The 21,463-nt window shown below is 57.5% G+C and carries 21 protein-coding genes and 1 pseudogene; 13 read left to right on the top strand and 9 right to left on the bottom strand.

What is annotated here, in order from left to right:
* Positions 1-79 precede the first annotated feature (79 nt).
* Positions 80-160: pseudogene (locus NKJ08_RS03300) on the bottom strand (DUF3768 domain-containing protein); the annotation flags it as partial.
* A gap of 224 nt (positions 161-384) precedes the next feature.
* Entirely contained in the window at positions 385-702 is a 318-nt protein-coding gene (locus NKJ08_RS03295; protein WP_352781243.1) for a hypothetical protein, read from the bottom strand.
* Between the two features lie 488 nt (positions 703-1,190).
* On the opposite strand from NKJ08_RS03295, the gene NKJ08_RS03290 reads away from it, so the two are divergent.
* Complete coding sequence (locus NKJ08_RS03290; protein WP_352781242.1) at positions 1,191-1,868, top strand: aldehyde dehydrogenase family protein; 678 nt, start codon at positions 1,191-1,193, stop codon at positions 1,866-1,868.
* A gap of 405 nt (positions 1,869-2,273) precedes the next feature.
* On the opposite strand, the gene NKJ08_RS03285 is transcribed toward NKJ08_RS03290, so the two are convergent.
* Positions 2,274-2,735 (bottom strand): hypothetical protein, encoded by a 462-nt coding sequence (locus tag NKJ08_RS03285; protein ID WP_352781241.1) that lies wholly within the window; start codon positions 2,733-2,735, stop codon positions 2,274-2,276.
* 157 nt (positions 2,736-2,892) lie between these two features.
* Here NKJ08_RS03285 and NKJ08_RS03280 point away from each other — a divergent pair, with 157 nt between their 5' ends.
* On the top strand, positions 2,893-3,099 hold the full coding sequence (locus tag NKJ08_RS03280) for a hypothetical protein (RefSeq protein ID WP_352781239.1): 207 nt from the start codon (positions 2,893-2,895) through the stop codon (positions 3,097-3,099).
* Positions 3,100-3,191: 92 nt separating this feature from the next.
* On the opposite strand, the gene NKJ08_RS03275 is transcribed toward NKJ08_RS03280, so the two are convergent.
* From NKJ08_RS03275 to NKJ08_RS03265, 3 genes are all read right to left on the bottom strand, one after another.
* Complete coding sequence (locus tag NKJ08_RS03275) at positions 3,192-3,725, bottom strand: hypothetical protein (RefSeq protein WP_352781238.1); 534 nt, start codon at positions 3,723-3,725, stop codon at positions 3,192-3,194.
* Between the two features lie 312 nt (positions 3,726-4,037).
* The gene (locus NKJ08_RS03270) at positions 4,038-4,292 is read right to left on the bottom strand and encodes a hypothetical protein (RefSeq protein WP_352781237.1); all 255 of its coding nucleotides are present in this window, start codon (positions 4,290-4,292) and stop codon (positions 4,038-4,040) included.
* A gap of 21 nt (positions 4,293-4,313) precedes the next feature.
* Positions 4,314-7,274 (bottom strand): TM0106 family RecB-like putative nuclease, encoded by a 2,961-nt coding sequence (locus tag NKJ08_RS03265; protein WP_352781236.1) that lies wholly within the window; start codon positions 7,272-7,274, stop codon positions 4,314-4,316.
* A 242-nt stretch (positions 7,275-7,516) separates the two neighbouring features.
* Between NKJ08_RS03265 and NKJ08_RS03260 the strand changes: the two genes are divergently transcribed.
* Positions 7,517-7,684: a hypothetical protein gene (locus NKJ08_RS03260; RefSeq protein WP_352781234.1), complete on the top strand. Its 168-nt coding sequence runs from the start codon at positions 7,517-7,519 to the stop codon at positions 7,682-7,684.
* A 96-nt stretch (positions 7,685-7,780) separates the two neighbouring features.
* Here the strand turns inward: NKJ08_RS03260 and NKJ08_RS03255 are convergent, their stop codons facing one another.
* Complete coding sequence (locus tag NKJ08_RS03255; RefSeq protein WP_502906302.1) at positions 7,781-8,029, bottom strand: hypothetical protein; 249 nt, start codon at positions 8,027-8,029, stop codon at positions 7,781-7,783.
* A 118-nt stretch (positions 8,030-8,147) separates the two neighbouring features.
* Between NKJ08_RS03255 and NKJ08_RS03250 the strand changes: the two genes are divergently transcribed.
* Both NKJ08_RS03250 and NKJ08_RS03245 read left to right on the top strand, forming a co-directional pair.
* The gene (locus NKJ08_RS03250) at positions 8,148-8,357 is read left to right on the top strand and encodes a hypothetical protein (protein WP_352781233.1); all 210 of its coding nucleotides are present in this window, start codon (positions 8,148-8,150) and stop codon (positions 8,355-8,357) included.
* A gap of 59 nt (positions 8,358-8,416) precedes the next feature.
* Positions 8,417-9,403, top strand: a complete 987-nt coding sequence (locus tag NKJ08_RS03245; RefSeq protein ID WP_352781231.1) for a hypothetical protein — start codon at positions 8,417-8,419, stop codon at positions 9,401-9,403.
* A 118-nt stretch (positions 9,404-9,521) separates the two neighbouring features.
* Here the strand turns inward: NKJ08_RS03245 and NKJ08_RS03240 are convergent, their stop codons facing one another.
* Positions 9,522-11,363, bottom strand: coding sequence for a B12-binding domain-containing radical SAM protein (locus NKJ08_RS03240; RefSeq protein WP_352781229.1), 1,842 nt, complete (start codon positions 11,361-11,363; stop codon positions 9,522-9,524).
* An 873-nt stretch (positions 11,364-12,236) separates the two neighbouring features.
* On the opposite strand from NKJ08_RS03240, the gene NKJ08_RS03235 reads away from it, so the two are divergent.
* The 4 genes from NKJ08_RS03235 (at position 12,237) to tmk (ending at position 15,333) form a co-directional block, all read left to right on the top strand.
* Positions 12,237-12,926, top strand: coding sequence for an SDR family NAD(P)-dependent oxidoreductase (locus NKJ08_RS03235; protein ID WP_352781228.1), 690 nt, complete (start codon positions 12,237-12,239; stop codon positions 12,924-12,926).
* The gene (locus tag NKJ08_RS03230; protein WP_352781226.1) at positions 12,923-13,510 is read left to right on the top strand and encodes a GTP cyclohydrolase II; all 588 of its coding nucleotides are present in this window, start codon (positions 12,923-12,925) and stop codon (positions 13,508-13,510) included. Before NKJ08_RS03235 ends, NKJ08_RS03230 begins: the two co-directional genes overlap by 4 nt.
* Before the next feature lie 267 nt (positions 13,511-13,777).
* On the top strand, positions 13,778-14,638 hold the full coding sequence (pyrF, locus tag NKJ08_RS03225; protein ID WP_352781307.1) for an orotidine-5'-phosphate decarboxylase: 861 nt from the start codon (positions 13,778-13,780) through the stop codon (positions 14,636-14,638).
* Entirely contained in the window at positions 14,635-15,333 is a 699-nt protein-coding gene (gene tmk / locus NKJ08_RS03220) for a dTMP kinase (RefSeq protein WP_352781224.1), read from the top strand. The genes pyrF and tmk overlap by 4 nt, the downstream gene beginning before the upstream one ends.
* Before the next feature lie 343 nt (positions 15,334-15,676).
* On the opposite strand, the gene NKJ08_RS03215 is transcribed toward tmk, so the two are convergent.
* A complete protein-coding gene (locus tag NKJ08_RS03215; RefSeq protein ID WP_352781222.1) occupies positions 15,677-16,768 on the bottom strand; it encodes a S1/P1 nuclease in 1,092 nt (363 codons plus the stop codon).
* A gap of 165 nt (positions 16,769-16,933) precedes the next feature.
* Between NKJ08_RS03215 and NKJ08_RS03210 the strand changes: the two genes are divergently transcribed.
* The 4 genes from NKJ08_RS03210 to NKJ08_RS03195 all read left to right on the top strand — a co-directional run bounded on the left by NKJ08_RS03210 (position 16,934) and on the right by NKJ08_RS03195 (position 21,257).
* Positions 16,934-18,040 carry a S1/P1 nuclease gene (locus NKJ08_RS03210; RefSeq protein WP_502906295.1) on the top strand — a complete coding sequence of 369 codons (1,107 nt, stop codon included), beginning with the start codon at positions 16,934-16,936 and terminating at the stop codon, positions 18,038-18,040.
* Between the two features lie 114 nt (positions 18,041-18,154).
* Positions 18,155-18,628: a hypothetical protein gene (locus NKJ08_RS03205; protein ID WP_352781219.1), complete on the top strand. Its 474-nt coding sequence runs from the start codon at positions 18,155-18,157 to the stop codon at positions 18,626-18,628.
* Entirely contained in the window at positions 18,625-20,220 is a 1,596-nt protein-coding gene (locus NKJ08_RS03200; protein WP_352781217.1) for a GMC oxidoreductase, read from the top strand. The genes NKJ08_RS03205 and NKJ08_RS03200 overlap by 4 nt, the downstream gene beginning before the upstream one ends.
* Positions 20,220-21,257, top strand: a complete 1,038-nt coding sequence (locus NKJ08_RS03195; protein ID WP_352781215.1) for a ferritin-like domain-containing protein — start codon at positions 20,220-20,222, stop codon at positions 21,255-21,257. Before NKJ08_RS03200 ends, NKJ08_RS03195 begins: the two co-directional genes overlap by 1 nt.
* Positions 21,258-21,463: the final 206 nt, after the last annotated feature.

Raw genomic sequence — 21,463 nt, 5'->3', positions numbered from 1 at the left:
TATCATCGATCTCACATAGCGACAGCGGCGGTGCAAGAGCCGCAAATTTCGTTCTCCCTCGCCAGGGGCGGTCGAGAGCTTAGTGTTCGCCGGCGAGCATGATCGTGAGAACGCGGGCGGTCGCCCCTGGATCGGCCGGATCGTCGCTGCCGAACTGGAAAGCTCGGTCGAACCTCTGCTGTACCTTGCCCTGTCAAGTTGTGGCTGCAAATTTCTTTGTAACCGCATCGAAGCCCTTCTGCGTTTGGTGCAACTCGTTTGCCCACCAAGTCTTGTAGGTTACACCTGTCGCGTGCCCCGCAAATTCAGAAGATCTAACGTGTCCGAAAGGGGACATAATCCTGAAACGGGCGCGATCAACGCATTGCGTCGACTAGTAGAGAATTACTTGTGGTAGTGGTCAAAGACAGCTTCAATCGTCTCGAGCGCTCTCTTCGTTTGTGCGGCCGAAGGCGGCTTCGCAGCCGTAAAGCCTATTTGGCCTGGCAAGTTCGTGGTCTTTGAGACAACGAGATATGTGATGTCTGGCCGACCAGCTGACGTTTCTTCCCGAGAGATCTCGTCAAGAATTGGTTTCCATGGGCCTTGGGCTGGAATGCCGAGCGCCGCGCCCAACTCGCTGTAGTAGATCGTGCGGCGTTGCTTCGCCCGATCGAGCAGAATTCCAGCTATCGCATCCTTGTGCTCAAGATACAGGACCATACTTTTCCGCTCCACCAACTGTCCATGCCAAAGCGGACCACTTGCACAAGACGAGTGCAGGTTCAAATGGCACTCGGCGCCGAACGGTCCGCTAAAAAAAAGCCGGACTGATCAGACCATCCATGTGGCACTGTCCGCTTATTGTTCAGCATACTCCATCACAGGTTCGAATGATCGGGCGCAAAGCCTGTTGGTGCGGGCGTTCTGCCGACGTTGGATCGGTCGCGGGGAGCCTCGGGGGAACGGCCCGCCTTTTTCGGCTTTCGCCGGAGTCCTGTCACCGAACTGGCATCATTGGACGGCTGCGAGGCGGCAAGAGGTCGGCGCAATTAAGCATTGTGTGAAGAGACCGTCTATCATGGGCATGGGAATTCGACGACGGGGATACAAAAGCCAACGGCCGTGTATACAAGGCGGATGGTGATGGTGCCCGACCGTGGGTAGGGGCGATGATGGGTCCCCTCCTCCTCCCCGAACTGAGGTTTCCAATGACTAACTTCGCTGAAATTAGAACGTTTGATGCAACGACTTCCGACACGACGACCTACGGCATGGCAGTGGATGCAAGCTGGGGCGGCCACACGAAGAACGGCTACATCACGCTGCACGTCCTGAAGGGGCCGGATGAATACCCTGCGAAAGGCGCGGTGAGCCTGGGGTGGCGGATGCTTGAGCCACTGCTGAAGGTGATCGTAGAGCGCCAGATCGGACGCGAGTTGATGGCCGATGCGCTGCGTGGGCAGAGGCTCAAGGTCGTTGACGACTGGACCGACGAGGATGAGGCAGTCCTGGTCGCAGACAAGAAGCGGGAGGCCGAGGAGAAGGTCGCGCTCGCCGAGTACCGCAAGCACAACGAGGAGGCGCAGAAGGAGCATGCGCGCCAGGACGCGATCGCCCAGGCGACCGAGGAAGTGCGCAAGGAGGCGCAGAAGGGGCGCAACCGGGAGATCCTGGAAGCGATCAACGCAGCCGGCGGCAAGCCGGTTCTCGTGGAGTTCGAGTTCGAGGTGTCGGATGGCCGCCGGCTGAAGGCTGTCGAGTTGACGACCCATACAAGCGGTACGGCGCAGGGCCTGATCGGGGGCTTCATGCGCGAGTTGGGGCTGAAGCAGCGCGACTTCAGGATCGTCTGCGTGACGCTGGCCGGGAAGAGGCCGGGAGCATGAGCACGCGTTACATCATCATCGACCGCTACACCGGCTGCATTTGAGGCGACATTGCCGACTACGCGCAGCGTAGTGTGTCGGCCCCGGCTTAATCACGCCAGCCGTGGTATCCAGGAGCGGCTCTGGTCTCATTCGTGTTTCCAAACGACGCGCCGCTGCCCCGTTGATCTCGCGCCGGCGACCGCCGGCACTCTGGGGAAGAACGGCGTATAAACCGCGGTCCTGCGCGCGCCCGCAACTGTGGACGGTTGTCGCGCGCAGGAAGGAGGAAATTCGCCCCCGCTGCGGGCGGTGAACGGGACAGCCGTAGGAGCGTCAGCATAGCGCCGGCCGCAGGACGGGACGCGGGTCCGACTGTCCCCGTCCGCGGCGGTCCGCCAAATCTTGCACCCTTTCCAGCTCCTCTCAATTGCGTGGCAGCTTGTGAATCTCCAGCCTGACAGGCCCGCCCCTGTCACAACTCGTGCAAAAAAGCGCTCGCTCGATCGAACTGAACAGAGCGCCTTTTCCATAGCGCTCAATGAGGCCGGCTGGCTTCACCGTGGCATGGTGCGAACAGGATCTGCACCAGGCCCGCAACACATGCCATTCGCGAAGATCTCCGAGCGCAACATCGAGGTCGGCGTGGACGCTGCCGTCGATGATGGCCTGTGGCGGGATCCTCACCTCGCCCGGTGTCAGGATTTTCTCCATCACATGCCGGCTGTTGTAGTGGATCAGCAACATCCCTGGGCGGCGCCGGATTGCAGCTTGCCAGGCTGCCTGGCTCACCGTTGAATCGGGAGAGCGCGAAATGGTTTCTGACAAAGCCTGCTCCTCGCGATCCCAGACCTCGATCCGAAAATTGTCCTCCGCTGTTTTTGCCATAGCTTCGCCGGCCTGCGCCATTGACGCCGAGCCATGGTCCTTTGCTGCTCCAGGTCACGCTGAAATAAGGAACATATTCCTCTCTCGTCAAGGGCACACTTGACTCTTTGTTCTCATTTTGTTCCCATTGGCAGGGCTAGATCATAGGAGGCGAACGATGGAACTTCGCTTGGACATCGAAGACGCAATTCCCCAGGCGGGTCGGGCTGAACAGATCGGCTTTGGCGGCTACGCCTGGGCTCACAATGGGGTAGTAGAGATACTTGGCGCCATCCCACCGCAGATAGACGAAATCACCGGTGGCGATCCTGTGACGTTCCAGGTCGGGTGGCACCGATTTTTTAGAATCAAGAAATTAGCCTGACAAGATGCCGACCAGCGCGCGCTGACTTTCGGTAATTCCACCCACCATCTCCTGCGTTAGGACGGTGCAGTTGGACGACGAAAGCTAAACGCTCACTTAGTCCAACCCGAAACCGTCCCTGTTTTTGATCGAAAGTCAAAATACTCTTGCTCTATTTTCTTCCCGGTCGCGTCGAACTCATCGGGGTACAGCATCGATGATCCGCATGAAGTAATACCTTTATACTCAGACATCTCGTCATCGTACTGATATTCTATCCAAGCATGCGGAGAGAATGATGGACCTTTGAGGTCATCATCAGTTGCATTGCCTTTTGCATAAAATACTATAAAACGCGTCCTAAGGAGGAATAAGCGCTCGCCTACGGATTTAAATAGAGGAAACTTCTCCAAAGAAGGCAACCCGCGAAGCTTATCCCTATCCCACCCAATAGATAGAATATAATTAAAGCAAAAATCATCTGCTGTTTTTGCTCCAACTTTCTCCTTGAAATATTCTTCGGTCGTCTCAGTGAATGGCGTGGCGGCTTCTACCGAATCCACACCGAGGAAACAAAAAACAGCGGCGCAGTAGACGACCTTGGCAAGGTGCAGATTGCGTATTGTGAACGTCACCAGTCTGCTCATTTAATCTTGTCCATATAATTAGGCCGCCCTTTGAGTTCGGCATTCTGTACCGATCGGGGCCACCACGCAATAGAGGTCTCCGATAGACACATGAGGACTTGAGCTAGCATATGCCATTCGCTTTGAGTAACTCAAACCGTCAGATCCCTCACCTCTTACGAGGGCGCAGTTTTCGGACATGCTTCCACGCATCGAAGCGCGGCGGCCCAGGAATTTTCATTTCATCGTGGAGGAGGAAGCGAGGGTTCCTGGCCCGTGCGGAACTGGAGCATGGGAGCCACGACAGCCTAGCGCCTCAGCCCCGCCCCCATTCTACCGGCTCGACGATGGCAGAGTGCGCTTGCCATGACGAAAGTGACCCCGCGCATCACCGCTCGTCGATACCGAGCAGTTGGCGAAACAGGTGGATTGCGATGCGAAGCTGGACCGAGTCGGCACAAGCGCCCGACCCTGCCGACCCACGCGACGGCGATCGTCTGTCATATCCATCGTCATCGTCATCAACAGCACGATCGCCGGCGTCAGGATCGGCATCACCTTCATCGGCATCAAATGCGCGGCGTCCATGCATGCGCCACGTCGAGGAACTTATGGATCGACCACATCGGCCATTTCCAGGTAGCGGCAGAAGCCGTTGGCGAGCTGCATCTGGCGCGGCGTCCGGCATTCCGGCTCGAACACATCCGGATTGGCCACGAGAATACACAGTGCCTTGGCGCGGGAGGTGGCCACGTTGAGGCGGTTCGCGCTGTAGAGGAACTCCATGCCACGCGGGGCGTCGGCATGACTGGAGGTCGTGATGGAATAGATCACGATAGGCGCCTCCTGACCCTGGAACTTGTCAACCGTCCCGACCCTCGCGCCGGGGAGGCGCGCCTGGATTTCAAAGACCTGCGCGTTGTAGGGCGCGATAATCAGGATGTCGTCTAGGGCGAGCGACGCCTCGTTGCCTTCGCGGTCGCGCCAGCGCGCACCTGAAGCAAGGATCCCCAGCACAATATTGCGGATACGGTCAGCCTCCTCCGGGCTGGAGTTCTGGTTGCCGCTGTGCTGCACCGCGACATAGCGCAGGCCGCTCCCGCCAAGCGGGCCGTCCATCAGGATGGACTGATTCTCGAGACCGGGACGGGGAAGTAGTCGGCTTTCGTAGAACAGCTCGGAGGTGAAACGGCAGATGTCGGGGTGGAGGCGCCAGGTCTGGTCGAGGAACAGGCCCTCGTCCTCGGCGATGGTCTGCCGTCCGCCGAGAAGGTGGTCGAGGGCCGAGACCTCCGTACCCTCGGGATGTGAGCCCTGCATCGGCTGCTCAAGCTGCTGCGGATCGCCAAGCAGGACAAGGCTGGCTGAGGCCGGTGATATGGCAAGCACATTGGCGAGCGACATCTGCGCGGCCTCATCCACGAACAGCACGTCGACGAGGCCAGCCGCATCGGGCCTGGCCCACAGGAACCCCGTGCCGCCGAGGACGTGGTAGCCGCTTGCAAAGGCGCCGAGGGCCTCGGGGTTCTTCGTGGTGAAGGTGAGGTGCGGTACATTGTCTTCGGCATCCGTGACCTTGTGCAGGCACTGCAGGTCGAAGTCCTCCTTCGCTGCTTCCTCGGCGGCCTTCGCGAGCAGGTTGCGAATGACCTTGTGGCTGTTGGCGGTCACCCCGACACGAAGGCCGGCCCTGACCAGCGCAAGGATCGCGTAGGCGCCGGTATGGGTCTTGCCCGCGCCAGGCGGTCCCTGGATGGCGAGCACGCCCTGCAAGGCCGGGACGAGGCGGCAGGCCGCATCGACCGGGCTCTCGCCTGGCTGGCGCAGCGCCGCGCCGCCGGCATCGGGCGGCCGCCGCAGCAGTAAATCGCGCGCCGCCTTGTAGGCACCGGGACCGCCGATGCCATTATCGGCCACGTACTCGCCTATCTCCACCAGGGACTCGGCCAGGACAGTCGTGTCGATGTAGGTGTGGGCGAAGACAGCTTCGGGGTGAAAACCGGCAGTGTCGCCCCGCTTCTTGATGTCGATGAAGCGATGTTCCAGGTCGACGCCCTCGACCTTGCCGAACCGCTCGCCGCCGACGCTGCGCAAATCCTCCCCGCCGCGAAACTCCGCGGCCTGCGGGGCAAAGCGAAAGCGAGGGATAGGGGCCTTGGCGGTTCCGCCCACGGTATCCACGAATTCGAGGCCGGCGAGGCCTGCCCGCTCGTCCTCCAGCTCGTCCACGGAGAGCGCCGCCAGCCGGAAATATTCCCACCAGATCGCCTTCTCCTCCCGGCGATGCCAGTCGAGCACGTTCGCCAGCACGTAGAGCGCCTGCTGCTCGGCGCTACGCTCCGCGGGGTCCACCGGAATGCCATCGGTCAACTTGGCCACGACTGCATCGATCCGCGCCTGCCAGGCTGTAATATCCGGCGGAGCGCCCTCTCCAGGCGGAGCCGGCCGGGGAATCTCCACGCCTGAGGCGACCGCGTCAGTCCGCAGGCGCTCCAGCCAGTCCCGAAGCCGCTCCGTTGAGACACAGTCATCTTGGTTGTAGCCCGTCACGACGGCCCGATCTTCCTCATTGATGCCGCCTGCATCCCCAAGCTCTAGGCGGGCCTGGACCTTGCTCAAGGCATAGTTGGCATCGGGCAGCGACACCGCGCGTACGAATTCGTAGAGCGGCTCCAGCTTCTTGATGGAATAGCTCTCGACGCTGGCGCGGATGGCGTGGCGGACCACCGCGTAGAGATCGGCCAGGACCTGCCCGCGCAGCAGCGTGTCGATCTCTTCCTCGCGCGTGGCGTAGCGCCCCATCAGGCGTTTGAGCGCGCCCACCTCATAGGCCGCGTAATGATAAATGTGCATGCCGGGATGGTGCGCTCGCCGCTCGATCACGAAATCGACGAAGCGCTCAAAGGCTGCCTTTTCATCGGCCTGCGTGAGACACCAGTCGGCGACGTAGGTGAGCGCGCCCTCCGCGTCCTTAAAGGCATAGCCGAAGAGATATTCGAGGCCGCCTTCGCCGACGAAGGGGTCGCCTTCGAGATCGAAGAAAATGTCGCCGTCGTCCGGCACCGGCAGGCGGCACAGGCCAAAGCCAGGTTCTATCGGCAGCGCTTCATGGAGCACCTGCCCGGTCGCGCGCCCCGCGACCTGGATCCGGGCCTGCTCCCGGATGCGATTGTAGGACGAGGCGGCGCCGCGCTCCGGCTTCCAGGGCAGCGGAAGGGGGAGTTCGGCCAGCCCGGTCATGGTGGCCACGTCGTGGCTGGCGAGCTCGCCGCGCTGCACGGCGGTGATCCCGGCTACAAGGGAGAGGTGATCGTCCTGGTGGCGCTGGTCGTCGCATCGGCCGCGCCAGCGGCAGATATCGCAATGAGCGACCGGCTCCGGATAGGTGCCGCCGTTTCCGTTCAAGGACGCGACGAAGCGTTCCCGGACATTGCGGTAGTAGGCGGCATAGTCGCTGACCCGAAAGGCCTCCGGCTCGAAGCCGGTAAGCGGCGCGACAACGTAGGCATATTCTGGCACGAGGCCCTGCACCTGCCCGACGAGGTCGGAATAGAGGCAGAGCTGCAGCACCGTCCCCCCTTGGTTTCGCGGGCGAGCTTGGTGTCGACGACTTCATAGGACCAGGCGCCGAGATCGCTTGGCCTCTCGATGCGCCGGAGGATGTCGGCCCGGCCCGTGAAGGGTGGCGAGCGTAGCGCGGCCTGCACGATGATCTGCGCGCCGGCACGCATCGCCTCGATCGTGGCGGCCACAGAGCCATCATCAATGCCCTTGCCCTCGATGACGGCGACCGTAAAGCCGGACGCCCGCAGGTGATCGACATAGGCAGCCTCGTGCGCGGCGCCCCGCTGCTGCAATATCTCGAGCAGCGGATCCCAGATCTTCGGCTTATCGAGCGCGCCGTCCGCAACCTGAAGGTCAAGTGCCGTCAGGTGGCCGCAGTTCAAGTAACCGACCAGGTCGGAGGCGCTAAGCTGTAATTCGGAGCCGATTCTCAGCATAACCAAAGTCTACGCAGATCAGTGACAGCCCGGCAATTCGACCGATATCGCCGCCTTGTGCCAACGGCGCCGGATTTACGACATTATCCTCCATCGCTCGCTGCGATCGCCGCGCGATTCCCCCCGGGCAGGCGATTCTCGGCTAAGCATGGCGTCAAGTGGACAGCCCGGCGACATCCGAGGTCTATGAGAACTCGATGGCTGATATTGGCAAGTTTGACTTCCGCTAGAAATCGCACCGCGAGCGCACGGGCGGCGTTCAGCTGCGCCCACAACTAGGATAGAACTCCCTGGAGGATTGATGATCGCGGCAAAGTTCTTGATCCCATATATGCCGCGTCACGAAGGCCCGTTGGGAAATTTCAAAAATGACCTAGCGCGATTTCGAGCAAACGCCTAAGCTTGTCCCTAGTCGAAACCGGAAACCTTAGGAGACAGACCTATGACGATGATGAAAGCTGAGGCAATGTTTCTGACGTCAATCTTCCAGAAGCTCGGCCAGCGCGCGCCGACGGAAGACGAATTAAAAACCGCTGTGCAGGAAGCTTTTGTAGCAGTCAAAAAAGATCAAGGCATCGACCCGGATAAAGTAAAGCTTCACTTTAACCTAGTCCCCATCTCGCAAGATTGGGTAGACGAGACGTTTAAATAGCACCAGATCTGTAAACTTCGGTGCTTAACCCGGAAGCTTTGGCTGGGATCGTGGAAGCCGTGTCAAACCAGGTTCCGGGTTTGCGCTCGGCCGTTATGGTTGGAAGCGCAGTCAATAGTGATTTTGGGGTGGTAGGCGACATTGATGTTTCTGCCAACGCCTTCTCGGTGGCAATCGGAGAGGAACGGCGTTACCTAGGATCATTTAGCGGGCGTCCACTAGATATAGTTTGCAGACATCCGGACTATTTTACAGCTGTCCTCGCCAATGACATGCTGATTTTCTACCATTTGAGGGAGTTGAGGAAGATAGTTGACGGAGTCGTCTTGCTTGATACGGATCGCCAGATTGAAAAGTTACTTGATGATCTTAAGCGTATAAACGTACCGCTACAATTTGTCAGACCGCTTATTGACTCAGTAGCATTTAGTACTGTCTCGCAATCTCGGCTGGAAGACCGCATCTCATATTGCTTGGCATTTGATAATTTGATCGTTGCGTGGCTACATCTCGATGCTCGGTATCGATTCCGCAAGCACAAATGGCTTGTTGAAGACACCCGGCGAGTAAAGAGCGACCCGCTCAACGATTTGGTTAACTCAGTCACAAGTGAGCTGATGGACGTTTCATCGGTTTCCCCTCTGATTGAGGATTTTGATTTAGCTCTTGCGGATTGCGGAGCATACAAAGACATACCTCAGGCGCAGGCCAGCGTCAAAGATGCTCGGACGCTTTTGAAAGGCCGACGAATTCCCGACGCCATATTTCCCGCTCGGTACGCAGCTCTGGCAGTTTTGCTACACTTCTCAGGAGGAGCAGAAGGTGAGCACGGGCCAAGGCTGATGCGCGGTTTTAGATCGGTCAACCGAGACCGTCCTAACTTGGCAGGAACGATCCAACAGCTATTGCTGCTAGACACGCCGGTTTCTGCTAAATCCGTTGTGGCACTTGAGCGTGCTCGACGTGAACTTGAAAACACATGGGAGAAGTTGGTCTCCTACAGGCAGAGCCGACCCAATGAATACGTGGAGTGGCGAGCCTGCTGATCGGCTCAACGGGTCGCCGTTCGGTGCGATTTCGGTTCATGGAACTATCCGCCAAGCCGAACCATCCCAGACTTAACGCAACCGCATGCTCAGCGTAGCGCGGCCGCACAGTCCTGCCTCACCGAATGCTCACCGGCGAGATTTGAAGGCTACTATGGAGAATGTCGTCGCCACGAAATTTGTCCTCCCACTCGATCAATAATCCACCAGTTCGCAGCGATGATTTCCCTGACCCTTCATCACGGATGTCAAAAGGTAAGCCACCATCGTTCTGATCGATCAAATTGTTCAGAAGACTAATCATAGGCGTTAGCTCGTCGATATCATCGCGCGTGGCATCTTCGATTCGGGCAATTTCTGACTTCGCTCCTGAAAAATGCGCGTCAAAGAACCTGTAGTAGTGATCGCGCTCGATCCACTCGATTCTCTTAAGCAATTCGCTCATAAGATTGAATTGTCTTGGCGGTTTCGAAAATTTGTGTCGACGGGATATGTACCTGATCTGCACGTCGTGCACAGCGCTGAAGACCGACTCGACGCACCTATTGTGAAACGCGCGGAAAAGACGCTCGAAGACTCCAACTTCAGGATCGTCAAAATCGTATGAGGGGAGAACTCCTAGTGGCCCCTCGCGAAGCTTGCCCGCAGCCTTCAGACGTTTGTATTCCGGCGTGCCCCTGTAAATATTCATTCGATTTTGTAGGGTCTGGACCCGGCAATGACCGGAGCGTCTTATCCACTCGTACTGCTCCCTCAACTCGCCTATCGACATATTCGGAACGAACATAATGTATCCGAACCGGATATCTTCCGGGTCAAGCGGTGTCGATCGCAATAGATGGAGTGCTTCCAAGTTTTGAGCGGCTGTCACATCCTTTTGCATCTTCTTTAATACGCCCGTCGATCCGGCTTCAATCCCAATGAAGATGCTGTCCATGCCGGCGCTCAGCAAGGCATCGACAATCTCTCTATCGAGAGTGTCTGCCCTGGTTTCAATCCAAAATCTAATCTCCAGTTTTTGCCTTACGATCTCTTGACAGAAACTCATTACCCAAGCTCGCCCGCTTGTCGATGGCGTAATAAAGAGATCGTCCATAAAGGAGAACCGATTTATTGCAAAACGGTCAATGATATATCGGATTTCTTGAATAATATTCTCCACACTCCTCCTTTGAACAAGTCTGTTCCCAAATATCTCATGGATCGAGCAGAACGAACATCGGGCATAGCAACCGCGAGATGTCGCGATCTTCACCTTGCGCACCCCTGGACCTTCAGGGCTCACCATGAACGTCAGGTCACGGCGTGATGGGAAGGAGAGGCTATCGAGATTGCTGATGCGCGATCTCGTAGTGGCAAGCGAATCCTCCTGGCCCCTGAATTTCAGTCCAGGAATGCCATCCAGTCGATTGCCATTCGCGATTGCTTGGTAGAGCTCGACGATGACATGTTCGCCCTCTCCAAGACAGACGCTGTCGATGTAAGTGCTTTGCTCCAAGATATCGGCATAGGCGGTCGTCGCAAAAATACCGCCTGTTGTAATGTGGATCTCCGCGCCATTGCCTTTAAGGCGTTTGCACATACGTTCCACATGAGGAAAAACCTTCTCGGAGCCTGCGGATATGCCAATCAGCCGCGTGTTCGGGAAGCTGGCAATTAAATCAACCACCTCGTCATTGGATAGATCGCCTAACTCCGCGTTAATCGCGTTCACTTCGACGGCGCTGCTCTCAAGTGCCCCTATCAAGTAACCTAGTGCGAGGCTCTCGCGATCTTGCGCTTGGATCTTATAACTGTAATTCTGAAGTCGCGGATATATTAGGAATACGGGAGCTGTTTCGCTGAGGTTGAACATTGTTTTCATTGATTTGACCGTGGCGAGGCGACCTTGGGTGAATCTGCTCAACGACATGCTATTTGAGGTGAAGCTGTCCCGGGCGGCTGAAACGTAGGCTCTCACGACAAACCACTTTTGGGATTCACTGCGTTATTCTAAGGTTCGCTTTGCGCAGTCGAGCAGTTTAGCAATCGTCTGGAACAGACTCCGTAACTCTGGAGCGAATAGTGGGTATAAGGCGGTTTTCGGAGTTCATTCATAGGGTTAGTGAGGCAGACTCCTCCAGCTATTTGTCGATCCTTCATGAACTCGCAACGGATTTGCCGCAATCGGTAGAACTGTTGCGCAGTTATGTTGACTGGCGCGCGAGAACAAGTGCCTTGACAGGCAAGTCCCACATGCACAACAACGGGTTTTTAAAGCTCTCATTGTGGCGAGATCCTACGTCCGAGGCAAGTCTCCGGGTTCATGTTTGGTCTCCGTCAGATGCAAACACGGAGCCGCAGGCGAGTATCCACGATCATCGTTGGGATTTCGCCTCCGTAGTGCTAGCGGGCCGTCTGCCTTTTATCAACTTTTCGTGTGAAACATCAGAAGACGGTCAATGGATTATGCATGAGGTTGGCGATGCTGATCCACGCGGCGAGAAACTGGTCCAGCGGGGAGTGAACTGTCACGTTCAAGAAACCGTGTCCTATGAGCTTTCGCCGGGAGGCGTTCACGCGGTCAAGTGTTGCCAACTTCATAAAACACCGCCTCCTAGCTCTTTCGCTGCTACGCTCGTTCTAACTGCGCGACCGGCACGACAATTTTCGCACGTCATTACGCAGCGGCTGGATGCGCCGAAGGGAAGGCTTCTCGCCGCTCGTTCGCTAACTGAGGAGGATGTGCTCAACGAAATTGTTGGGCTCATCGGACGACTGGGCGGGTGAGCTTCCGAAATTTCGCAGGTCTTTTTTGCCAATGGGTGACCGAATGACAGGGCGGAAGCGTAGATTGCGGATCCTGGTCACGGGGGGCGCAGGCGGCATCGGGCAAGCTGCAGTAAGGATACTGAGAGAAAATGGGCACAAAGTTGCTGTCGCCGATAGAGTAAAGCCAAAAGATGCTGATTGCTACGTATGCTGCGACCTTGGAAAACCAGATAACGCCAGCATCATTGTAGAAGAGGTAGAGCTTGCGCTTGGCCGGATTGACGCACTCGTGTTAGGCGCGGCTAGATATGACGCGAGCACATTTGACACCTGTACGCTCGAGGACTTCAGCGAGGTAATCCGAGTAAACTTGGAGAGTCCCTTGGCGCTTGTGAAGGCGTGGGTGGCCCGCCGAGGAGCATCCCGTGCGAAAACCACCATCGTTTTGATAGCCTCCGCCGCGGCGCACGTTGGCAGCCGCGATCCTGGCTACGCAGCCTCCAAATCTGGGTTGTTGGGCTTATCGCGCAGTCTTGCTCTAAATCTCACTGACCGCGGAATCCGCGTGTTTAGCGTTTCACCGGGCGTTGTGGACACTCCGATGTCGCTTGCGCAGGGCGAATCGCGACGAGACAGGCATGTCAGCCGAACGCTGCTGAACAGAATGGGCCAGCCTGATGAAGTGGGCGAAATAATCCGATGGCTGCTAGAGTCTGCCCCAGACTACATGAGCGGCAGCGATATCAATGTCAGCAACGGTATCTTCTGGTGAACGGCTACCGCCTCATTGATTCCGTTAGGGGGGTCACAACGCTGACGCCGCACGGTCGATTTGAATCTGCGGCCGTGCAGGTATGTGATCCCGGCGGTCGTATGAGTGAACATTTCTGCCTGTTCAGGAATATCACGCCCGAAACCTGCTTGCTTCGATTGCATTCGGCCTGTGTGTCCTCTGAATTGTTTGGCTGCGAGCGATGCGATTGCGGATGGCAGTTGCGCGAGACACTTCGCACTTTCAAATCCGTCGACCACTGCGCAATTGTATACACCTTGACCGACGAGGGTCGGGGTCGCGGGCTCGTAGCCAAGTTGAAAAGCTACCTCGGAACAGATGGCACACCTTCTGACGGACTTCATCAACGCTACATAGACGCAGTCGACCGCCGGGCATTTCGAGATCAGGCCTTTGTCGCATACTGGCTTGGCGTGCGCAGCGCGAGCCTACTAACCAACAATAGCCGCAAGGGCGCCGCTCTTGGGGAAATGGGGATCCACTTGATCGAGGCCATCGGCCTTCGGTCAAAGCAAGCAGATTTGCAGGAACATTATGCCTGGAAGGACGAAAACGTGCGTTAGCTGGCCACGCATGACTCGTCTGCATATGATTGAAATTAGTTCGGCTTGGCAGTTTCGTCAGGATGAGCGCCTTCTGGGCGTCCAAAACCTTCAATGCGTTCAAAGTCGTTCCATCTTGTATAGATCAGATCTCGATGGGACTGAGGGTGGTTACGCTTATTGTTCGGAATTTTATTGTATGAGCGGGGAAATCGCTTGCAGCTTGCACACAACTCGCTCGTCCGCCATAACTCACGAGAATTGGTTTTAGCCAACTCGTCTCATCGGATGATATCTATGCGCATAGCCCCAGACTTCCTGACGAGGTGGCACAACGAGGCCTCACGCCTGGGACCTTTTTGCCTGGGTATCGATCCTTCGTCGGCCTTGTTGGCAAAATGGGGTATCCCTGACACTGCTGCCGGCCTATCTCAGTTCTGCAGCCTGGTTGGAGGCTGGACGGAGAATCGCGTGGCTATGGTCAAGCCGCAAATCGCATTCTTCGAAAGGTTCGGCTCATCCGGTATCTCAACGCTTGAGAACTTTGTTTCGACCATGCAAAGCCGCGGTACTCTCGTCCTTATGGACGCAAAACGCGGCGATATTGGCTCTACGGTCGATGCCTACGCGGGCGCCTATCTTGATAACGCTAGCCTTTTGCGGTCGGATGGTATGACTGCAAGCCCCTATCTTGGGCTCGGTGCTCTCACGCCATTGTTTGTGAAGGCGCACGACATCGGGAGCGCAGTCTTCGTCGTGGTGGCATCGTCGAACCCGGAAGGCATCGAATTGCAGAAATCGCTGCACCCGAGTGGCCGCGAGTTGTCGGAGCATATTGCGGAAGAGATAGGAATCTGGAACAGCCAGAACGATTCAGGGGCGGTGGGCGCCGTGATCGGAGCCACACGATCGGCAGAGGTCACGGCGCTCCTGCAACTTATCGGCAATGCACCAATACTTTTGCCGGGCTTTGGCGCACAGGGAGCTTCTTTCTCGATGCTTCGCGATCTTCCTGGTCCGCATCGGCTCATCCCCACCGCTTCCAGATCAGTCTTGTCGGCTGGGCCAACGAAAGATGCGTTTCTGCTGGCGCTCGACCACCACGTTGAGCAGGCTGCTGCCGCGATATTCGTGAAGGCCTTGCAATGAGCGCTTTTACTCCGCACCCACTCGATTCAAGTCGCGCCGCGATGGTATTTAGGGCGGAACGTAAGGACAGAGGCGCGTTAGTTACATTCTGCGGCTTTGATGGTTCCGGAAAAACTACTCAGATAGAAATACTGGCGGAGCGTCTACGCGCTATCGGTCACGATGTACTCATTACTCGTCAGCCAACTAGCTGGTATCGCCAGGTTCCCGAGGTGCGTTCATTTCTCGACTCGGGCGCGGGCGGGGAACGGGTCCGTATGATCGCCCTGCTCGCGGCTGCCGACAGGCTCCGCCACATAGTTGATACCATCGATCCTGCTCTCGCTGGCGGCCAGACCGTTCTGTGCGACAGATATGTTTTTGATACCTTCGCTCTCTTCACGGCGCGCGGCGTTGATACCGATTTCCTCACAAGGATCAATGAAGGTGTTCCACGACCGGATGTGGCATTCTATCTCGATGTACCAACGCCGGAACTGTTACGCCGCCTCCGCAAGCGCGACCAAAGCCTCAAGTACGAAGAACGCAGTCCGGAAATTATTGACGAGATTAAGTCTCGATATGATCTGTTGAAGGAGATGTTCACAGTTGTGAACGGTGCCGCGACTCCTGACATTGTTGCAGACCAACTGCTGTCGGCTACGGTTCGCGCGCTGGCCGAGAGGCGACTTGCGCCGGCCCGGGATGAAACATAGGAGATCGCTATGCTCACCAGTGGCCGCAATGGCCAGGTGAACTGGCCCCATTTCGACCGGACAGTCGTCTACCGGGCTTGTCCTCCGATGGGCTCCCTTGGGAAGCGCACTCTTGCGCCATAGGTCGCGCGCCTCCTGCAGGCCTCTAACGGCGCTGGCACCTGGAGTGTTGAACCGCCTCTCGACATTTTCGAGCATCATGTCGCGGACCATGCCGTCGCGGACGCCTGAGCCGACGACGGCATGCCGTGTGACGAATTCTAGCGGTTATTGATATCAATGATGGAAACGACCCGGATAGGAGACGGGCCGCCGCAGGTTGACGAGAGGCGCATTCAAGACATCACTGCCTAGCTTGGCTTCCCGCGAGTGCCAGTTCCAGGACGCGGATTCGAGTCGTCAGTTCATCAACCTTTGCTTGGAGGGATGTGTTGTTCCCGATATCCGCTCCCGCAATCGGCTGAAGCGCCTCGACGTTGATCGGCGGAGCAACCGGCAATGGTCCACGAGCCAGCAGCACCCGCTCGAGAGAGAAGCTTGGCGCATTGAGTGCCGCAACGTCTTCAGTGGTCGAGAAAATCCGGTTGATGATGTAGCCGAGGCGCACACCGGCCATCTGAAGTTGCTTCTTGACCAAAGGCGCCTGGCGCTCGATGTAAGCTTCGTCGGTGGTCACCGTCTTTTTTGAGTGTCCATCAAAGGACACCTCATCGGAGGTGTAGTGGCATTCATTGCCGACCTTCACACAATACTCAGTGCCTGGCGCCAGCGATATCTCCAGCGAGGTATTCGCCCATCCCAAGACTACCTTCTCGTCGACGTCGCCTTTTGTCCAAGCTGCTCTTTCGGTCGAGTCGATTTCGGACCTGATCTCTATCGCAGCAGTTTCGGGATCTTCTCCGAGCGTCTGCTCAATGATGCAGGTGTCCCACACGCCGTGAAGGTCAGTGTTGCAAGGAGAAGTGCCATTGATGAAACCGGCACCGTGATCATCTTCGAAGGAAACATGCAGAGGTTGATGGATGTCGCCAACCCAGTGGCCCAGGCTCTTTATCAACGACAGTTGATCCGCATCCCGCGTTGTGAGGGCCAAGTCCCTCATATCGTTTAGGATTGCTGTAACCACGCATTTGTCAGCACCTGGACATAAATCGGCCGGCATAATCTGGGTCGCGTTGCGGGGAATGTTTACATAGTGCTCGACTTTTCGTTTCCTCGGGTGATCCATCCAAGTGCACGCTTGGGGAAATGCTCGGAACTCGCTGTCTTGAGCAATTAGGCTATCGACTTTCTGTCGCGCCGAAGGTGTGAGTTCCTTGTAGGCGATGCTGCAGACGATCTGGTGTCCTTCGTCGCCCCAAGCAAAAGCCCTTTCCTGCCCAAAACAGACAGCACCGATCAGGAATAGCACCGACAATAGATAACGGGATTTCATTCCTACCTCCCCTTCTTTCTGTTGGCATGCTACACTCAATGTTAGAGTTTTGCTCTACTGGAATCACACTAGGAGCCTGCGGTCCGCATCGAGGCTGATTTCGATCTTTTCGGCTGCCCCGAACAAGCCCGACACAATCTAAGGGACACTGGTGCGCATAGCAATTTGCAACACGCAACGATCATAGAAATAGACACGGAAATACTTCTGTACGTTCGCCGGGAACATTCACGACATCTAGATCTCGAAGTTAGTCTGCAAGGAGCCATGCGAAAATTTACACTTTCAGTTATACTCCTTTGCTTTTGGTCCTCTTTCGCAATGGCATGGTGGGACGAGGGCCATATGCGCGTCGCTGTAATGGCGTGGGATCAGATGTCACCCGCCGCGAGAGCGGAGGCCAGCCGGTTGATCCGGAAGAATCCCCAATACAATGCTTGGGTGGCGGCAGTGCCGCAACCCAATGACGGGTCTCTGAGGGACTTGGACCGATACACGTTCATTCGCGCTGCTGCTTGGGCTGACGACATCAAGGACCTGCCCGACTACATCAGCAAAGGAGACAACGCGAAGACAAGCGATGCTGGCAGAAACATCGGATATGCGGACAAGCTGGTTCACGCCTACTGGCATTTCAAGGACATTCCGTATAGCCGGGACGGAAGCGTGCCGCCTCCGCCGGATCCGGTTGACGCCGCCACCCAGATCAAGCTTTTCCGGGCTGCTCTTCCGAAGGCGGCAGGCATGGCCGACGACATCCGATCGTACGATCTGGTCTGGCTCCTCCATCTGGTTGGCGACGTTCACCAGCCGCTCCACTCGACGGCTCTATTCACGAAGGAGTTCACGGCCAAGTGGGAGAGCCAGGGCAAACCAGATCAAGGTGATCGTGGAGGCAACGAGATCATGGTCAAACCAGCCAATGGCGACCCGGTCAAGCTCCACGCATATTTCGACGGGATCTTCGGGGGATATTCGTCCGTCTACGGTGCAATTTTCGACAATTACGATCCCTTTACGCACAAGCCGTATCTGCCTCCCGCTGATGACACAGAAGCCGCAATCACCGACGTAGACACCTGGATAGCCGAGAGCAACAAACTGGCCGTCGACACCGCCTACGCGGCGCCTGTCCTTGATGCGAACGGCAACGTGGTCCAGAACGCCGAACTCACACATGAGTACGAGACCAAGGCCCGTAGCGTGGCAAAGCTGCAGTTGGCTCTCGCTGCTGCTCGCCTTGCCAAATTGCTCAACGACGCTCTGCAGTAGTAAGCGGACGGCCGCCCGAACGAGAGTATCGTCTCTCAGGCCGATGTTGATATCTCCAATTCGAGCGTCGCAACGTGGCAGTGGCGAGCGCGCCGAACCTGAAAAGGATAGCCGATGTACCAGAACCGAGCCCAGCATTTGCTCAGCCCCAAGGCGCCGGTTGCGCAGGACAGCGTCGAGGAAGCGATGTGCCGGCTTCTGGTCGCTATCGGATCCTTCTGGAATCTGACCGACGAACCGGAAGCCTATCGGACGCGGCTGCCCGCGTTTATGACCAATCGGATCAGCCTGGACCCAAAATATCAAGACTATTACGCACTCGCGCAACGCGTGATCGACGCATTGATCGCAGAAAAGGGCGAGGCCGCCGCCTACGAATACCTCTTCACGAACAAGCCCCGGGCCAAGCCAGCTCTGCCAGTGACCGAACTCGAATATGTTCAATACTACGTTGCCAATGAATTCATCGCGCTGCGACTTGCTTTGGGTGGTTTCTCGGCATTCGGCGCACTGAACTACCGTGGATATTTCGGCGGGGCGAACGTGCCCGGTCAGCCTGCCCCCTATCGCACCGGGGGCGGCATATGAGCTTCGGAACGATCATAATCGGATCTGGCGTGGTTGCCGCCGCCATAGCGCAGCGTTTGCTCGAAAAAGACGCGCGAGCATCAATCCTGGTTCTCGAAGCCGGGCAGCGCGTCAAGTCGAAAGACTTCGCATTGTGGACCGATTATCTCCTCTACAGGCGCGCGCCCCACGATCCTTGCCGCGACATGGCGTTTCCGACCAATGAAATCCCTGGTGAGAATCTCAACCTCGGCAGCACCTACATGGAATTGCGCGGCGCGCGCCTGTTTGCCTACGGCGGTTCGACCACCCATTGGGGCGGCTGGTCCTTCCGGTTGAAACCGGAAGACTTTCACCTGCGCACGAACACCGGAGAAGGCGGCGACTGGCCGTTCGGCTATGAGACCCTCGAGCCCTATTATTGCGAAGCCGAGACCTATCTCGCCGTTTCGGGTGATGGGCAAGACCCGACGGTGCCGCGATCACGTGCTTTCCCCTTCCAGGCCTTTCCCTTCACGCTTGAGGACCAACCCATCGCGCAGGCGATGGCGAGCCTGGGCATCGGCTACGGCAAGGTGCCGATCGCACGCCGTGGAATATCGGATATCCCGTCGCGCCACGCGCCCTGCCAGACCACCGGCACATGCAAATACTGCCCGTTCGGTGCGCGTTTCACCGCGGCGAACTACCTGGATGACATACGCTCATGGACCGACTGCCCCAATCTGGAGGTCCGGCTCGGCGCGGTGGTCGAAGAAATCCACATGATTGGCAAGAGAACTGCGTCTAGCGTGAGCTACATCGAGCAGGCAACCGGGAAGACGGTTACCGTTGAGGCTGAAAGGATCGTCATTGCGGCGGGCACGGTTGAATCGGCCAAGTTGTTGCTCCGATCGAGATCCAATGACTGGCACCAGGGCATCGGCAACGACCATGACTTGGTCGGCCGGTTCATCGTCACACACCCCTACATGACTTTCCAGGCGCAGCTTCCCGGCAACCCTCTCAAACTACAGCCGGAGATGGATTTCCCGACGCTGACGTCACGACATTTCGATTCCGAATCCGAGCAGCGCGCCGGCAAATGGATGATGGTCAATCTGCCAGACACGGTGCCGATCGACCTCGCCAGCAAGATGCAGCAGGGGTATACGCGCGCCGAGATTGACGCGTATGTGGCCGGTCCCGCGACAATCCAGGTCGCGGTGATGGCCGAAGTCTTCGGCAGGCGCGACAACCGCGTCGAGAACCTCTGGGACCGCAACAACTTCGGCTTGTTGCAAACCGCGGTGACCTATTCGGCCGACCCTTGGTTTGACGCGCGCATCGGCCAGATCAAGGCCGAGGTCGCGGCGATTTTCGCCAAGATGGGCGCCACGCAGATCACCAGTCCGTCCCCGTCGTGGCGCGCCGATCATGCCGGATCGACCTGCCGAATGAGTATCGACCCGGCCGATGGTGTGGTCGACGGAAACCTTCAGGTGCATGGAACTGACAATCTCTATGTCTGCTCGAACGCCGTTTTCCCGAACATCGGCGCCGTCAATCCGACCTTGACGGTGACCGCGCTCGCCCTTCGTCTGGCAGAGCACCTCAGCAGCGGAGCCGCCTGATGCCGACTCCCACGGACAAGCAGACCCTTCTGACCTGGCTACAGACGGCGCTTGAACTCGAGCTCGCGACGATCCCGCCCTATATGGTCGCCTTGCTGAGTATCAAATTGCCCGGCAACCGAGCGGCAGCTGAGATCATCCGCAGCGTGATGGTGGAAGAGATGCTCCATCTCACCCTCATCGCAAACGTCATGAACGCGGTTGGCGGCAAACCACGGATCGACAGCAGTGCTGCGCCCTCCTATCCGTTGCATATGCAATTCGACGGCAAGGCGTTTGCGGATCGGCAGTTTCCCATTGACCTCGCGCCGTTCAGAGCGACCACCATCGCGACTTTCCTCCAGATCGAGCTGCCGCATCGTCCGCCGCAACCCGAACTGCTGGTGGAGAAACTTGTCGTGCCTGCGCCCACGATCGGCGAATTCTACGGTCGCATCGAGGAGCTACTCGCTCGGTTGGATGCGGAAGGACCTCTGTTTACGGGAAATCCGGCCTACCAAATTAGCGAGGACTACTTCTGGTCGGGCGGCGGGCACGTTATCCCCGTTACCGACTTCGCCTCGGCGAAAGCAGCCCTCGACCTTGTGATTACGCAAGGCGAAGGGGCGGCTATGCCGGTGAACGCTCAGGCAGCGAAATTTGGCGATGCGCTTGAGATGGGACACTATTTCCGTTTCCGGGAGATCGAGGCCGGCCGACGCTTCGCCATCGGTGACGACCCATTCGGTGAGCCAACAGGGGACAGCCTCGCGATAGACTATGAGGCCGTCTATCCAATCATGGTCAGCCCTAAGGCGGCCGACTACCGACTGGGAAGCACACATGCGGCGCTCAATGGTGATTTCAACCGACGCTACACGACGATGCTTGAGGAAATCCATGAGGCGCTCAACGGCACCCCGAAGACCTTGTACACGGCGATCATGGACAGTATGCACAGCCTCACGCCAATCGCCCACGAGATGATGAAAACGCCGGTCGATGGTGATCCGCAGGGACGCACCGGCTGTCCAACGTTCGAATGGACAACTTCATGAGTAGAGACCGCCGGCCCGATGTGGCCAGCATCTCGCGTGCCGATTACGACACGAGATCCGGACCGCAGGCGTAATCTGCCGATTGCTCAAGCGTCCTTGCCCTAACAACGCCAGCGCCCACGAATTACAAGGCTGCACCCTTCTCCGGCGTCGCGATTTAAGCCCATCTGCATGGCTTCGGCAGAGTCGCGAATGCGTAAAAATCA

The organism is Mesorhizobium sp. M0244, from assembly GCF_040321795.1.
GTDB lineage: Bacteria > Pseudomonadota > Alphaproteobacteria > Rhizobiales > Rhizobiaceae > Mesorhizobium.
This window is presented reverse-complemented; position numbering and strand designations above follow the sequence as displayed.